Source organism: Streptomyces sp. NPDC020801 (assembly GCF_044334385.1).
Taxonomy (GTDB): domain Bacteria; phylum Actinomycetota; class Actinomycetes; order Streptomycetales; family Streptomycetaceae; genus Streptomyces.
The window spans coordinates 1-14,324 of record NZ_JBIRST010000042.1; the positions used below are offsets into that span (position 1 = coordinate 1).

A 14,324-nucleotide genomic window follows, 5' to 3' on the forward strand; every position below is an offset into this window, starting at 1 on the left:
TGCGGGTACCAGAGCCCGATCGACTACGAACGAGACCATCAGGCCGACCCCGCCGTGGAGTTGGCCGCTTGAAAGGTCTCCACAGCCCGAGGGGAATGACAACCTCAACTTCCCCTGCAATCACGGACTCCACGCTACGAGGGGAGCGACACACGGACGAGCAGGCTTCACCCTGCTTCGCCACCGCATCCTCCTTGGATAGCGCCACCCTCCGTAACCACCGAAAGTGAGACAGGGCCGCTTTCGTGATACTCCCGCCTGCTACCGGTCAGGAGTAGGGGCGGTACCACGGCCCCTTGCGTGGCGGCAGGCGGTGGGCGAACAGCTCTGCCAGTTGGGCCTGTTCGTCGTCGGTGAACACAGCGGCGGGAAAGAAGCTGGTGCCGGTGGGGCTGGTCAGATACCAGAACCCACGGTGGAAACGGGCGTCGCGGTAGGCGTCCAAGCGCACTGTTGCCTGGTTGACCGTGGTCTGCAGGTGGTAGTCCGTGTCGGTGATCCGCACGGTCCAGGGTCCTCGCATCTGGACGGCGGCACGGCGTGCGGCCATCGGTATGCCCAGTGCCTGGACGAGGACCAGGACGGCGGGGCAGACGTAACCGAAAGTGTCCAGCTTCCCGTCCACGAGCACTCTCAACAGCCCGAGCACGGCAACCAGCGCCAAGGCGATCGTCATTTTCCGCATGACCGGTGTGTTGCGGAGAGCAATGCGGAGCTGGCGCCGCGACAAAGCGAAGGTAGCCGATACGTCCATGTATGCGCTTTCTGTGCTGTAGCTGGTGTGAGGCGGGCGATCGCGCTACCGGTCGTTGCCGACGGACAGCGGCTCTGCGCCCGAGGCGGACGACGCCGTGCGGTGAGGGACGTAGGCGTGTCATGGGGCCGCCCCGGTACCGCTTGTCGGCCGGATCCGTGACGGCCCATCGCTGTCTTGAGACGTCCGGAAGAACAGGGCGAGGTCATCTGGGACGTCCTGACGGATGGCCCGATGCGCGCGACATCTGGACTCCCGGTCGGCAGGAGGTTGGGCCTGGCAGGGCTCAGGGTGTCGGCCACGGTCGGACAGCGGCGGCCGCGGCGAAAGGGTGGGGCGCTTGTTGCATGCGGGTGAGCCTGCGGACGAAGACGATGGCCAGGACGGCTGCCACCGCGTTGAGGAGGTCGCCGAGTGCGGCGAGGGCGACCGCGTGACGCAGGTCGGCGAGGGTGGTGGCCGAGTCGGTGAGGCTGGAGCCGGCCCGGCCGATGACGGCGGAGGTGATGGTCAGGGTCCACCAGGCGGTGACCGGGGCCTTGGACACGGTGCGCCAGGAGCCGTCGGGTGCGCTCTGGGCGCTGGCTTGCCAGATCTCGCTTGCGACGCGGTAGGGCAGCCACAGGTTGCCGACGGGGACGAACCAGGCACCGATGGCCCATCCACGGGCCATGGTGCACACGTCCTGGGCGAAGTACCCGGCATTGACGCGTACCCGGTAGAACCAGACGATGAAGACGATCCCCGTGACCAGAACGGCACCGATCTGGGCTTCCCCGGCCGCGTCGAGGACGTGCGCGTCGGGGACGACCTGGTCGGTGTGGCCGGTCAGCGCACTACCCAGGTGGCCGTACAGGCCGACACCGGCCCAGACGGCGAAGATGTCCACCGCGGCGGCGACACCGAACAGTACCGAGACCGCGGCAGCCAGACCCTTGACCGAACGCAGCACGGGACCGCCGGCCGGTCTGCCGACAGGACCGTAGGACATACAGAACCCCCCAAAGGAACATGTCCTCACCCACGAGCGAGGACCGGTAAGCGCGCGCGCCACCCCGTGGGCCGAGAAGGTCGCAGGACTCCTGTGGCCACCCGAGCACCGGCCGAACAGGTTGCGCTGGTGCCCGGTGACGGTTCTCGCTCGCGTCACCTGGTCAGGGCGGCGGACGAAGAACCCCCTACGGTCTGCCGCTGCCGTTGCGCAGCCTGCTCCGTTGGCCGAACTCCGCAAATACCGGCGGCCGTTGGAGGGTGTGACTGCGACAAGCGGCGGCAGCCTCGGGAAGAGTCCTGGGTGCGTCACGCTGATCCTACCTGTGAAGAAGTTGTGCTCGAGCACCGCATCTTCGCTTCCGGCCGATGCGCCCAGCGAAGCACCGGGAACGGACCAGAACCTGCCGACCGGGTGGTGGTCCCGCACCGCCGCGAACGCAGGAGCACAACGCTTCCCGCCACAAGGTCCGTGCCCGCGTCAAAAGTTCCTGCGCGGCTGCCGCCTCAAGGGCGACGACGTCCATTACCGCCAGGCTCGGCATCGCCCGCTTCCACGACCTCGCCGGGTAACGGGCAAACGGCCAGGTCGCCCAGCACGTCCTAGACTAGCCTCAATACTGGTAACTTAGCGCTTTGGTGTGCGTTTGACCCGTTTGGGCTTGCTGGCGCCAACGAGACTGATGGCTACGGTGGTTGGGTGGTCTGCAGTCCGGTGGGCGGCGCGTTTGAGGGGCCAGTTGGCAACTTTGCGTTTGATGACGCGGGGGTTGGTCCGGTTGCCCTCAAGCTCGACCCACCGCCACGGATCTACCAGCTCGCCCCCGCGAGCCGCTGACCAGCACGAACCACCAGCCCTAGATACACGCCGTCCCACCAGCCAACGGCGCGTTTCTGCACGTCAACCCCCGAATCCACGGACTATCCCGCTACATCAACTGCGGAACCCGGGGGTACGAGTCCCATGCCGCGCGGACTGCCTCGTCCACGACTACACCGTCACTGGTCATGCGCTGACCGTAGTGAGTCGGCGGACTGCGGTGGCAGTACTCGCAGGAATCGCCGGCCTGGCCCTGGTGCTGCCCGCCGTGTTCCGGCCAGACCGCTGGTGGGAGGCTGCGGAGTTTCACAGCCCGGGCCTCGCGCGCCGGCACCGGGTAGTACGGTGTCGATCACTGTCCGTGCTGTGGGTGGGGGAGTGGCATGCGGTTTCCGCCGTTCGATGACCGGGGGATACTGACGGCGATCGAGTTGGAGGCGCTGCGGTCTCTGCACGCGGCGTACATGACCGCGCGGTACGAGTGGCAGTCGGCCGTCGCCATCTGGGACCGCCTCTACACCGCTCTCGACCTGACCGACCTGCGCGCACCGGAGCGGCCGCCGTTCCAGCACTACGAGGAAGCCCTCCACAAGATCGGGGACGGCGCGCACGACTACGAGCGGCACGCGGCGCTGATGACCTGGCGGTACGCGGCCTCGGCTGCCGTCCTGGGCATCACCGTCCTGGAGCGCGTGGCCCGGGCGAAGCCGCCGCTGACGGCGTCCGTCGTGGAACAGCTGTGCCAGGAGCCGACCCTTGGCCGACTGCGCGAGGCGTTGTCGGTGCCGGCGGCCGGCTTCCTGCCCGCCCGCGAGCGCAGCTTCCGTGACGAGCGAACCGAGATGGCGGAGCGGTGGGCAGACCTGCGCGATGGCGTGGACACCGCGATCGAGACCGTTGTCGGGATCGCCGAAGACGAGGGAGCGCCCCATCCCCGGACCAAGGAGGAAGCGGCAGGCTGCTTGCTGACCGAGCACAGCCCGTCGTGGACGGACCCGGTGTACCAGGGGATCCTAGAGCCGCTACTCGTGGTGGCGGAGGAGGTTCCGTACGGGATCAGCCGGGTCATCAAGGGCAGTTGACGGGGAGGAAGCACCGGATGATCCATGATCTCAACGAACTGGCCCGCGCTGGTCGTGTGCTGAACGAGGCTCTCGCGCTGCTGGAGAGCGACCGCAAGCGCCTGGAGCAACAGTACGGACCGAACCCGAGCGGCGACGGCACCGCCGGCGGTCCCATGCAGACGCTGTACGGGACCGTGCTGCTGGCCGCAAACACACGTGACCACCTCAAGTGGGTCGCTCTGGCCGCCGGGTACACCTCGCTCGGTCTGGACGAACGGGCCGATGACGCGATGGAGATGGCGTGCCTCAAGCCGGTGAATATCCCGTCCGGAACAGACCGGATGGCGCGTCCGCTCGGCAAAGCCACCGTGCGGGCGCTGGAGCTGCTCCGCAGTCTCGACGACTTCTTCGGCTGGGACATCAAGCTCGCGATCGACGCGGCACTCGCCGCTCCGCAGGCGACGTTTCCGCCGCCGCGCGACTAGGTGATCAATTCCAAGGGGTGCCTGCGGAGGGTGCGGGGGCGGGCGGTCAGGCGTCGGGGTCGACTTCGGGGTGTGTGAACCGCACGGGCTTGCCCAGCGACCGGGCGTAGGCGATTTCGGCTCGGGTGCTGTCTCCGAGGTAGTCGCCGACTACGAGCACCTCATCAGCGAGCCGGATCTTCGCTCGGTGCAGATCGTCGAGTCGAACCTTCAGCGCCTCGGCCTCGACAGGATCGGACCAAAGTTCGTGCGGCGACTTCATGTCGCAACCCGGCTTGACGACAATCTTTCCGGCTTTCGTCTCCCGCAGATCGGCCTCGGCCATCTCGGTCATGAAACGGGTGGAGCCGCAGATCACGACGATACGCGGGAGGCTCAGCTGCTTCTTCGCTTCGGCGAGTTTCCCCTCGGGGGTGAGCGGTTGCGGGTATGACACTGGTTCCTCCTGGTGGTGTGTTCCAAGGGGTGCCTGCGGAGACGAGCGACGACATGCTTAAAGAGCATCGCCTACGATCACTGACCCCTTGGAATAGATCGTCTAGGGCACCTGCGTGCGGCAATGTCGGGTCTCTAGTCCGCCGACCCGTCTGCCTGGGAGGTTGCCGCGTCGGCGGTCTGCCTCTCGCGACGCTTGGCGCGGGTGCCGTTTCCGGGCCTGTCCTGGGCCTCCCAGTCGGGTTCCGGCCCGGGATCCTTCGCTGGAACCTTCGTCACCTGCAGACCAGCCGCCTTCCCTCGGGTGTGCTGACTGGTGTCGCAGGTCAACAGCCGCACAGGGCGCCCCGCGAGGGACTGAATGGCGACCGCCCGGTCAATGATTTCGTCATCTGCGAGGGGCAGCAGCACGTGCCCCGGCGGGTCCAGGACGATCTCCAGACTGATCTCGCCGCGGACTTCGTCCCGGGTGAGGCGGGACCGGCGCCAGATCCCGGACAGGGACCCGTTCAGCGTGCCGTCCAGAAGTCCCAGCGTGTGGCCCGCTCGCCAGCGCGGCCGGTGCTTGCCCGCCTCCTTCAGGCCGTCCAGCTCGTCGACCACGGTGATCGGGAAAAGCAACCGGATGTGTTCGCCGGACGGCAGCCCCACCACCTTGTGCAGGTCGACGTCTTCCAGCTTGTCGGGGTTCTGGATGTAGAAGCTGGAGTCGGCGACGACGAACCACTCCGGTCCGTCCCAGCGGTTCATCAGCGACCGCAGCAGATCTATCGCCGCATCGAGGGCCTCCTCGCGCTCCGCCAGCTCCTGGTCCACGAGCAGGTTCACAAGACGCTCCTGGCTCGAGCCCGCGAGGTGTCCGACGCCGTCCAGGAGCGTGTCATGGCGCTTCGGCAGGACCAGGGCGGTGAGGTCCTCGGCACTGACCAGGTTCCGCAACTGCTGGGCTGAGCGCAGGGCCCACTCCAGATAGCCGAGCAGCCTGGCGTAGGCGCTGGTATACGCGCGGCCGCGTTCGTTGGACGCTGCCGTGTGTACGGTCCGCAGCGCATCGAGAAGGTTCTGCCGGTCAGTTCCCGGGCGGGGCGTGATGAGCATGCGTGGATCCTGCCAGGAGTGCGCCACACGGTGCGGCAGATTTCCGGTGCTACATCCACCACCACCTCTAGGGTGGCCGGCGCCCGCTCCACATGTGGCCCGGAATCGTGTCACGGAGCCCCTGTCACGCTGTGAGGTCTATAAGGCTCACAGGCCGTTTGCCCAGGTAGACGCGGTGCCCTATGAGGGTGTGAGCCTGTGAGGTGGAGCTCGCAGGCTGTGCTTCCGTACGCCTAGGTCCAGCCCGCCGACGCGGAGGACGATGGAGTCATGGGCGAGCACGAGCACGACCAGGACGATGTCGCCGAACCTGCGCGGCCGCCGCTCACTGCGGCGCAGGCGCGGGAGATGACGGCCGGGCTGCGCGAGGCGATGGACGACGTCCGGCGCTCCGTGGCGGTGCTCGCCGCCCGGGTCCGCGACGCCCACGCCGCCCGTGTCCGGACACCCCGCGGCCAACCGAGCTGGGAGGCGTACTGCGACGCGGAGTTCGGCATCAGCCGCGCGCAGGCGCACCGGCTCTTGGACGTCGCCCGCGCCCTCGCCGCGATCCATTCGCACGCGAGACACCGACCCGGCCACCGCGGCCGCGCTCGACCACGGCCTGTCCCAGCGCGCTCTGATCGCCGTCTCCGGCCGCAGCGACGACGTCGCGGAGTGATCACCGCCGCCTCGCCACGCTCGCCCACAGCGGCCTGAAGGCCCTCGATGAGCCCACGGTGCGCGCGGTGGTCCGCCAGGCCGTCCGCGCCATCCGCACCGCCCCGCCTCCACTACCGGACAGCCCACCAGCCGATCCCCGAGTTGCCGCAGGACGCCAGCTCGCCAACGACCTCTTCGCCAGCGCCCACGCGATCAGCGAGCTGATGCTCGAAGTCGCGCCGGCCTACCTGTCCGACACCGAGGCGGCCCACGGCGCCCTCGCCTTGTTGTGCGAGGAGATCCGCGAGCCCCTCGAGCGCGGCCTCGCTGCTCGCCGCTACGCGATGTCCGGGGACCGCCGCGCCCTGCACGGCACCGTCCTGTGACCGCTGCTGCTGTGAGGCACACACCCTGTTTCCCCAGGTGGGCGGGGTGCGCTGTGACGATGTGAGGTGTGAGGCGGAGGCCTTCGCCGACGGCCTGCTGCTGCTCCTGGTCGTGCTGCTCGTGGCACTGGGGCCCGGCTCTGGTCACCGAGCATCAGCCAACCGGGCAGGACAGGCCAATTCGCCACTCGTGAGCGCCTTCTCTCCTGCTGAACCACTGCCCACCTAGTGCTGTGTCCGCGAAGGTTCACCGGGTTGGGGCGTATCGATGGCTCCCTGCACCAGTACAGTCGGCGCACTGAAGGAGCAGAGGAGCCCCGGTGCGCAAACGAGACAGCAACGCTGATGGCCACGGCCAGCGGGCCGTGGCCATCAGGTGGCTACAGGTCGTGCTGTTCGGAGTCGTTGTCCTGCTGGTCGGATTCCGTATCTGGGAGCGCGAGCACAGCGGTGGTTCGAGCTCGATCGTGTTCGGGCTGATGGCCGCCTCGGCACTGTCCATCGGCGTACTGGAACGCTATCGGGCAGACGCCGCCAAACGATCTCGGTGACTCACCTTCCAGCCGGCTCAGGCTGCCACTGACAGGGGCCGGCCACCCCAGCGGATGCCTTTCTCACTGCGGATGCGGGCGCGTTCACGTCGTTCGGCGGCCAGGACGTCGCGGTGGCGGGCATTGGCGTTGCGCCAGCGCAGGTAGGCGTGCAGGGCCCGGGTCTGCACGGTGTGGTTGGGGTGGTGGGAGTTGGCGATGGTGAACTGCCGTAGCGGTCCGAAGTGGGCCTCGATCGGGTTCGCCCACGAGGCGTAGGTCGGGGTGAAGCACAACTCGACCTTGTTCTTCTTCGCCCAGCGGCGGATGTCGGTGCCTTTGTGAGCGGACAGGTTGTCCAGGATCACGTAGATCGGTGCGCCGTCCGGGCGGGCGGCACGGATCGACTTCAGTGCAGTGAGCGTGTTGGCGGCACCCTTCCTGCGGCAGTTGATGCCCCACAGGGTGTCGTCGCCGACCGAGTAGCAGCCATGGAAGTAGCGCACTCCATGGGTGCGGTGATAGGTGGCGGGCAGCCGGTCGGGGCGCCCCTGTCCGGCCCAGCCCGAGCCCGCGGTGGGACGGATGCCGAGCGGGCCGAACTGGTCGAAGGCGAAGACCCGGTCAGGGAAACGGTCCAGGACCTCCTCGATTCGGTCCAGTTTGGCGTCACGCTCGGGGTTCGGGGATTCCTTCCACGTCTTGGTGCGCTGGAAGGTGACACCGTGGCGGGCGAGCAGGCAGCGTAATGCTTCGCGGCCGATGCGGATGACCCGGCCGTGGACTTTACGCAGGTAGGCGACCAGCTTGCGCAGTGACCAGCGGGTGAATGGCTGGCCGAGCTTGGCCGGTCGGGTGGTGGCCGTCGCCACGACGAACTCCTCGTCGTCAGGCTTGAGCAGGCGGGGACGGCCTCCCGCCCACTGAGGGTCCAGGCAGGCCAGGCCGATCTCGTTGAACCGGTGGATCACGTCCCGGACGGTGTCCTCGTCGGCTGCCACGAGTTGGGCGATCACCGGCACCCGGTTCCCGCCGGCCGAGGCCAGCAGCATCATCGCGCGCCGGTAGCGCACCGAGTTGGTGCTGCCCCGGCGCACGATCTGCTGCAGCTTCTGCCCCTCCTGGTCGGTCAGTCTGCGCACACGGACAGGCTCAGCCACCGCACCTCCAGCGGTCGGATCGGACGTCACCGCACATCCAACCGCCACGACCACCAACCCGGCGAACCTACGCGGTCACAGCACTAGGGCCGGAGCACGATCTTGCCGTGGGTGTGCTGCTGTTCCAGTTCACGGAAGGCGTCTCGCACCTGTTCCAGTGGGTAAGTGCGGGCGATCGGCACCTCCAGCTGCCCGCGTGCGGCAAGCCGGGCCAGCTCGCCGAGCACGACCGCGCACGCCGCCGCGCCTTCTCCGTAGGTCCGCGCGCCGACCTTGGCCGCGGCCTGCCAGTCTCGGATCGTGTTGATTCGCTCGGGCCGCACACTCAGCTCCACTGCGAGTGCCACGTAGCCGTCGCCGAAGGTGTCGATGAACGCGTCGACCCTGCCGCCGGACGCCTGACGGATCCGCTCGGCCACACCTGGCCCGTACTCGACCGGGAGGACACCGTGATCCTTCAACCAGGCATGGTTCCGCTCGCTCGCCAGCCCGATCACCGTGGCGCCGCGCCGCCGCGCGAGTTGCACGGCAAGTGACCCGACTCCGCCCGCCGCACCGGAGACGACGACGGTGTCCTCCGGGCTGGGGTCCACCGCGAACACGGTGGCGTAGGCGGTCGTGCCGGCCACGTATAGCGCCCCGGCCACGTCCCAGGCCAACCCCGCCGGGCGGGAGACCAGATTTACGTCGTCGACCACGACGAACTGCGCATGGCTGGCCCGCCTGTGAGTGAAGCCCAATACCTCATCGCCCACCTCGAAGCCCCGGACGTGCGGGCCGGCCTCCACCACGACGCCGGCCAGATCGCTGCCCTGCCCGGAGGGAAACGCCGCCGGCCAGCGTTCGTGCAGCGCGCCCGTGCGGATGTGCGCCTCGCCGGGCTGAATCCCGGCCGCGTGGACCTCGACCAGCACCTGCCCAGAACCGGGCACCGGCCGCTCCACCTCCTCCACCCGCAGCACATCGATCCCGCCGTACTCGTGAAACCGCACCGCCTGCATCGCGTGATCACCCGCGCTTCCTCGTTCGGACAAGGCTTGGCCGGCCGCACGCCAGAAGGTCGACGTCGACCGTGCCACCGTGTTCAAAGATCAAGCGCGGATCCGTATTCCCAAGAGCACGACCGACGGCGATGCCGTCCGCGCCCAGAACGCCCCTGTGACCTGACTCGCACCGTGCAACTCCGACTCCGGGACATCGACGGAAAGTGACGGCGGACGTTGCCCTACAGGGGGTCTCAATGGCCGCCGACAGAGGCCGAAATGGGAATCAACTGGGGGGCCGAGGACGATGGAACACCCCCGCGTCGGGCGGGGAGGACCGGCGAAGGCGTCGTTTTTGTCTTTTCCATCCCGGATCACCCCCGCGTCGGCGGGGAGGCCAGCAGGCCCTCGACTGCACCTGGTCGGCGTACGGATCACCTCCGCGTCCGCGGGGGTGTTCCGGGAGCCGACCGGCATACACACGCGCCGGGGCTGTCCTCCCCGCCGACGCGCGGGTGTTCCGCGGAACGCCGACTACTGGCCTGGATCAACCACGTCCTCCCCGCCGACGCGGGGGTGTTCCGAAGGTGCAGGCTTCCAAGCCTGCTGACGAGTAGTCCTCTCTGCCGACGTGGGGGTGTTCCGCCGGCGGAGAAGTCGGCGGAGGGCATGACTTGTCCGCCCCACCGACGCAGCGAGGTTGGGCATGACTTCTCTGCCCACTTCCCATACCCGGAACCTGGTTCCTGGTCCTCGACGAGGTCACACCGTCACGACCTCGGGGCTGGCCGTCCATGCGATCAGCTCATCCGGATCGGTCGTGCAGGGCACACCCTGACTGTCCGCGCCCCGCAGGGGGCACGGGCTACCGACGAAATGCGGCTCGTCAGGTGACGGAATGCCGGTCGGGGGGTCAGCGAGCCGCGCGGCGGACTCACGTTTGGCGACGTTCCCGCTGCGGCTTGTTCCCAGTCTGGGAACCTGTGAACTGTCAGGGTCCCGAGGCGAGGGCAAGATGGGCGTCGCGGATGAGGTGGGGCGATTGATCTGGTAGTCAGAACTGGAACCCGATCACGCCGTATCCGGGACGCTGCGCCGCTGATGGCGATATCTGAATCTGGCTCTGGCCGCAGTTGCGTGAGCGGCCATTCTTGGTGGGCTGCCCGCGAGGCCAGCACGAGCTGACTGGATACTTGCCTGATGGAGGTTTCTAGGGATTCCTGGGTCAACACCACGCACGATTGGTCCAGCGTCATCGATCTGGACCACCTGGCATCTATCCGACAAGCTCCGGAGAAGTTCGCGCCAGATGGCCCGTGGCATCTTCTTCTTGAGGTGCTTGCATACGCCGCTGACGAAGCATCCAGCAGGGGTGGTGGACGCTGCCTCGTCACCCTCTATCCGGATGGTTCCTTGTCCGTGGCGGATGACGGGCGGGGCACTGATACACGTACAGACGAGCACGGCCAGATCGTCAAGAAGCCGGTCATGGCATCAAAGGATCTTCGGTTCTTCGACTTTCCGGAAGCGGAACTGCTTCAGGACGGCCATCCGCGTCGGGGCATGTCTGTGGTTGCCGCGCTCAGTGAATGGCTCGTCCATACCAACCGCCGGCTCAATGGGGCCTGGACCCAACGCTACGAGCGCGGCATCCCGGCTACTGACCTGGAGCCTGTCGAGTCTGACGGCACCACCGGGACACTCGTCCACTTCAGACCGAGCGACCCACTGCGTTCGCTGGGGGCGTCGGTGGAGGGCCAGTTGAAGCGTCTGGCCATGATGTGGCCGCATCTGGACGTTCAGGTGGATGACCAAAGCAATACCGGAAGCTCATTGCCTGGTGAGGATGCGGGTCCGTGGGAGTTCGAACGAGGCCCGGCCATACATCGCTCGCTTGAGCGTTTTCACCCGGTTCACGTGTCCTTCGACGACGCCAGAACTCCACGGGAGGGTGAGGCCGGCGGTGACGGCGTCGAGGTCCTGGCGAAGGAAGCCGGCGAAGCCCTGCATCGGTTTCGGTGCGTCCTGTTCGGCCTGGCGGATCCACTCCAGTAGGAGGTATCCGCGCCGGTGACGCACGAGATTGGCGAAGGCTCGGGCCAGGTCACAGGCGCGGGTAATGTCCGGGCAGGCGAGCCGGACCTCCAGCAGCCGCTTGTCCTGACTCTCGGTGAGGGTCTCGCGGGGGCGCATGATCCAGGAGGTGATCTTGCGAGGGCTGGGGATGTCGGCCTGGACCGGTTCGGCGGTGCCAGCCCGCAGTGCGGCGAGGTGTTTGCGGACGACCTGGCGGCTGCCCCGGTAGCCACGTTCGCGGATCTCAAGGAACAGGCGAGTGCCACTGACCTGGCCCTGCGTGTCAGTGAAGCGGGCGTTGAGATATGCCTTGAACGGCTCCAGTACGCCGTTGGGGCGGCGGTCGCGGGCCGAGGCCAGCAGTTTGTCGAGGTCGGTGTCGCGGAAGCGGCGTACGGTCTTGCGGTCGAGGTTCAGCCTCCGGGCGATGGCGCGGATCGTCCAGCCCTTCTCCACCAGGCGGTGGACGTCCTCGTAGCGGTGACGGGTCCGTTCGATGATCTGGGTGCGGGGAAGTTCCGGCGCCGGCAGTTCCATCGGGACCGGTTCCGACAGGGTCGGCTCTGTCTCCTGTTCGCTTGTTTGCGCAGGCAGTTGCGGTGCTGGTGGCAGGTCTTCTCCACTGCGGCGGACAGGTTCTGCAGCAGGTGCCAGCGATCTGCGATTTCGAGGGCGTTGGGGGCGACTTCCTTGACCGCCTTCGTGTAGGCGGTGGCCCGGTCCCGGCAGATGATCTCCGCACCGGGATGGTCCTTGAGCCAGGCCGCGAACGTCTCCGATGTGCGGTCGGGCAGCACGTCGACGACCCGGCCGACCTCGACAGCGACCAGGGTGGTGCCGTAGGTGCAGCCCTTGCGGAAGGCGAACTCGTCCACCCCCAGCACCCGCGGGGCACGGCCCTGAACCGATGGTGCCGTCAGCAGCCTGAGCAGCCGGGTCCGGCCTGCGGCCAGTCGCAGGCGGCGGCACAGCCGTGCCGCCGGACGACCGCCCAGCTCCAACTGCGATCGACTGCAGCCATCCCGTCAAGCCCACGCTCGACCTGTGGTGCCGCTTGGTCAGGCCCGGCACCTGCTCGACGAAGGTCTTTCGGAAACACCTCTTCCGGTCGCAGAAGTACCGGCGCACCCGGAGTCGGACCACGACATTCCGTGAGCCCAACGGCCGTTCGTTCAGGCTGCGTTGGTACGAGCTGTGCACGCGTCTCGCCTGCTTCCGGCAGTCCGGGCACCGGCCTGGCCGACCGGTGGACACCGCCTCCACCACCAGGGCGCCGGAAGAGTCGCTGACTCGCTCTACTCGCACACCCATCCCGGAAAACAGCACATCCTCAACCGTCTTGCTCGCCACGGCAGGAAACACACTGCCGAAACGATCCCGCGTTCCCGCTCCTGACCTGGTGTTTCACGAAACTGCGGCCAGAGCCGTTTTCAAGAATCCCCATCATCTCCGGCCTGCGGTCGATCTTCCAGGTCCTCCACGGGCGCAGGCGCGTGTTCGCCAACCCGACCACGCGGATGAAGGTCGGCATGCCAGAGACCCGCACCCCGGTGTCGATGGACGTCCCGGTGCTGCGGCGCCTCGTCAGCGACTCGGATCCGACGAGAGCCGCCTGCGGAACCTTTCTGATCTTCCACGGGCTGCGTCCCCTCCAACTGCGAAGGCTGTCCGTCACCGACGTCATCGATGGCCGGCTCGCCATCGAGGGCAGGAAGACCCTCCTGGCGCCGCACGCACGAGCCGTCCTGAACGGCTACCTGACCTACCGCGAGCAGAAGTGGCCCAACAGCGGCAATCCGCATCTGTTCATCAACCAGGTGACGGCCGGGCGCCTGACGCCCGTGACAGGGATCAATAAGGTACTCGGCACCTCCGCTCCGCTCAGCTATACACGGCCACAGTCGACTATGTCAGCTTTGCCGAATACCAACGACGACAAGGACAGTCCACCGATTCGTGAGCACACCGTTTACCTCCTCATTTCGAGTTCGTGCCTGGGCCGACCGGCAGCCGGCCCAAGGCTGCTTCGTCAGCTGGTCTTCTTCGGCTTCGGGACGCGGCAGGGCCAGGGCCTTCACAGCAGGTGGCGTCGCCGGGGTTGTCCCACGGACAGGTCGGGCAGCGCCAGAGAACGCCGGCCGCGAATGCCGCCTCGCGGATTGCCTGCTCCTGGCGGTCATCGGCTGCGTCGAGCAGCTTGTTCAGCAGATCCGGGGAACCGACGGAATTCGCTCACCTGCGGGAAATGCGGCACCTGCCAACAGGGCATCCCGCGTATAGGTACGCCTTCTCCCTGTGTACTCGCTGACGAGGCCAGCTTCTCGAAGGGAGTTCGCCGCGGCCTCCGCACAGGTCCGGCGCACTGTCTAACAGGTTCGCGGCCTGAGCGAGCGCAGGGGCCGCGTCTCAGGTGAGGAGTTTGAAGAGGTAGAGCCCCCGCTCGCCTCCCACTGCAAGCTCACGAGCGGCCCCCCATGCACATGAGTACAGCTCCCCTTCGGCTCCTACCATGGCCGCAAGGCCCCCTCCCGCGGCATTCCAGATCCGCACCGTCCTGTCGCTACTGGCCGTGGCAAGCCAGGTGCCGTCCGGCGCGATCGCAACTGCCTCTACCCGGTCGGTATGGCCGGTGAGGGTGGCCGTGCAGGCGCCAGTGGCCCGGTCCCACAATCGCACCGTCCCAGCGTTGTCCTCGGCGGTTGCGAGCCAAGTGCCGTCCGGCGCGATCGCAACTGCCTTCAACCGGTCAGTATGGCCGGTGAAGGTGGTCGTGGAGGTGCCAGTGGCCCGATCCCACAACCGCACCGCGCCGTAGGCGCTGACGATGGCGAGCCAGCTTCCGTCGGGCGCGATCGCCACCGACAGCACCGGGCCGGCGTGGCCGGTGAGGGTGGCCGTGCA

General features: G+C 67.6%; 14 protein-coding genes and 1 pseudogene. 5 read left to right on the forward strand and 10 right to left on the reverse strand.

Annotated elements, in window-relative coordinates; translation table 11 throughout:
• Positions 1-268 precede the first annotated feature (268 nt).
• Positions 269-676 carry a hypothetical protein gene (locus ACH4UM_RS40230; protein WP_398191147.1) on the reverse strand — a complete coding sequence of 136 codons (408 nt, stop codon included), beginning with the start codon at positions 674-676 and terminating at the stop codon, positions 269-271.
• A gap of 364 nt (positions 677-1,040) precedes the next feature.
• Positions 1,041-1,745, reverse strand: a complete 705-nt coding sequence (locus ACH4UM_RS40235; protein ID WP_398191150.1) for a DUF4328 domain-containing protein — start codon at positions 1,743-1,745, stop codon at positions 1,041-1,043.
• A 1,202-nt stretch (positions 1,746-2,947) separates the two neighbouring features.
• On the opposite strand from ACH4UM_RS40235, the gene ACH4UM_RS40240 reads away from it, so the two are divergent.
• Together ACH4UM_RS40240 and ACH4UM_RS40245 are read left to right on the forward strand one after the other, a co-directional pair.
• Complete coding sequence (locus tag ACH4UM_RS40240; RefSeq protein ID WP_398191153.1) at positions 2,948-3,646, forward strand: hypothetical protein; 699 nt, start codon at positions 2,948-2,950, stop codon at positions 3,644-3,646.
• A gap of 17 nt (positions 3,647-3,663) precedes the next feature.
• Positions 3,664-4,113 (forward strand): hypothetical protein, encoded by a 450-nt coding sequence (locus tag ACH4UM_RS40245; RefSeq protein ID WP_398191156.1) that lies wholly within the window; start codon positions 3,664-3,666, stop codon positions 4,111-4,113.
• 46 nt (positions 4,114-4,159) lie between these two features.
• Here the strand turns inward: ACH4UM_RS40245 and ACH4UM_RS40250 are convergent, their stop codons facing one another.
• Positions 4,160-4,549, reverse strand: a complete 390-nt coding sequence (locus tag ACH4UM_RS40250) for a hypothetical protein (RefSeq protein ID WP_398191158.1) — start codon at positions 4,547-4,549, stop codon at positions 4,160-4,162.
• 134 nt (positions 4,550-4,683) lie between these two features.
• Positions 4,684-5,646, reverse strand: a complete 963-nt coding sequence (locus ACH4UM_RS40255; protein WP_398191160.1) for a PIN domain-containing protein — start codon at positions 5,644-5,646, stop codon at positions 4,684-4,686.
• A 270-nt stretch (positions 5,647-5,916) separates the two neighbouring features.
• Between ACH4UM_RS40255 and ACH4UM_RS40260 the strand changes: the two genes are divergently transcribed.
• The 3 genes from ACH4UM_RS40260 (at position 5,917) to ACH4UM_RS40270 (ending at position 7,225) form a co-directional block, all read left to right on the forward strand.
• Positions 5,917-6,345: a hypothetical protein gene (locus ACH4UM_RS40260; protein ID WP_398191163.1), complete on the forward strand. Its 429-nt coding sequence runs from the start codon at positions 5,917-5,919 to the stop codon at positions 6,343-6,345.
• A gap of 20 nt (positions 6,346-6,365) precedes the next feature.
• Positions 6,366-6,674 carry a hypothetical protein gene (locus ACH4UM_RS40265; RefSeq protein ID WP_398191166.1) on the forward strand — a complete coding sequence of 103 codons (309 nt, stop codon included), beginning with the start codon at positions 6,366-6,368 and terminating at the stop codon, positions 6,672-6,674.
• Between the two features lie 320 nt (positions 6,675-6,994).
• Positions 6,995-7,225, forward strand: a complete 231-nt coding sequence (locus tag ACH4UM_RS40270; RefSeq protein WP_398191168.1) for a hypothetical protein — start codon at positions 6,995-6,997, stop codon at positions 7,223-7,225.
• A 17-nt stretch (positions 7,226-7,242) separates the two neighbouring features.
• On the opposite strand, the gene ACH4UM_RS40275 is transcribed toward ACH4UM_RS40270, so the two are convergent.
• The 6 genes and pseudogenes from ACH4UM_RS40275 to ACH4UM_RS40300 form a co-directional block, all read right to left on the reverse strand.
• On the reverse strand, positions 7,243-8,364 hold the full coding sequence (locus ACH4UM_RS40275; RefSeq protein WP_398191171.1) for an IS630 family transposase: 1,122 nt from the start codon (positions 8,362-8,364) through the stop codon (positions 7,243-7,245).
• A gap of 83 nt (positions 8,365-8,447) precedes the next feature.
• Positions 8,448-9,365 (reverse strand): NADP-dependent oxidoreductase, encoded by a 918-nt coding sequence (locus ACH4UM_RS40280; protein WP_398191173.1) that lies wholly within the window; start codon positions 9,363-9,365, stop codon positions 8,448-8,450.
• A 1,812-nt stretch (positions 9,366-11,177) separates the two neighbouring features.
• A complete protein-coding gene (locus tag ACH4UM_RS40285; RefSeq protein WP_398191206.1) occupies positions 11,178-11,954 on the reverse strand; it encodes a transposase in 777 nt (258 codons plus the stop codon).
• Positions 11,837-12,307: a transposase gene (locus ACH4UM_RS40290; RefSeq protein ID WP_398191209.1), complete on the reverse strand. Its 471-nt coding sequence runs from the start codon at positions 12,305-12,307 to the stop codon at positions 11,837-11,839. Before ACH4UM_RS40290 ends, ACH4UM_RS40285 begins: the two co-directional genes overlap by 118 nt.
• Positions 12,308-12,542: 235 nt before the next feature.
• Positions 12,543-12,734: pseudogene (locus tag ACH4UM_RS40295) on the reverse strand (transposase family protein); the annotation flags it as partial.
• 1,095 nt (positions 12,735-13,829) lie between these two features.
• On the reverse strand, positions 13,830-14,324 hold a 495-nt coding region (locus ACH4UM_RS40300), incomplete at its 5' end, for a WD40 repeat domain-containing protein (RefSeq protein ID WP_398191176.1).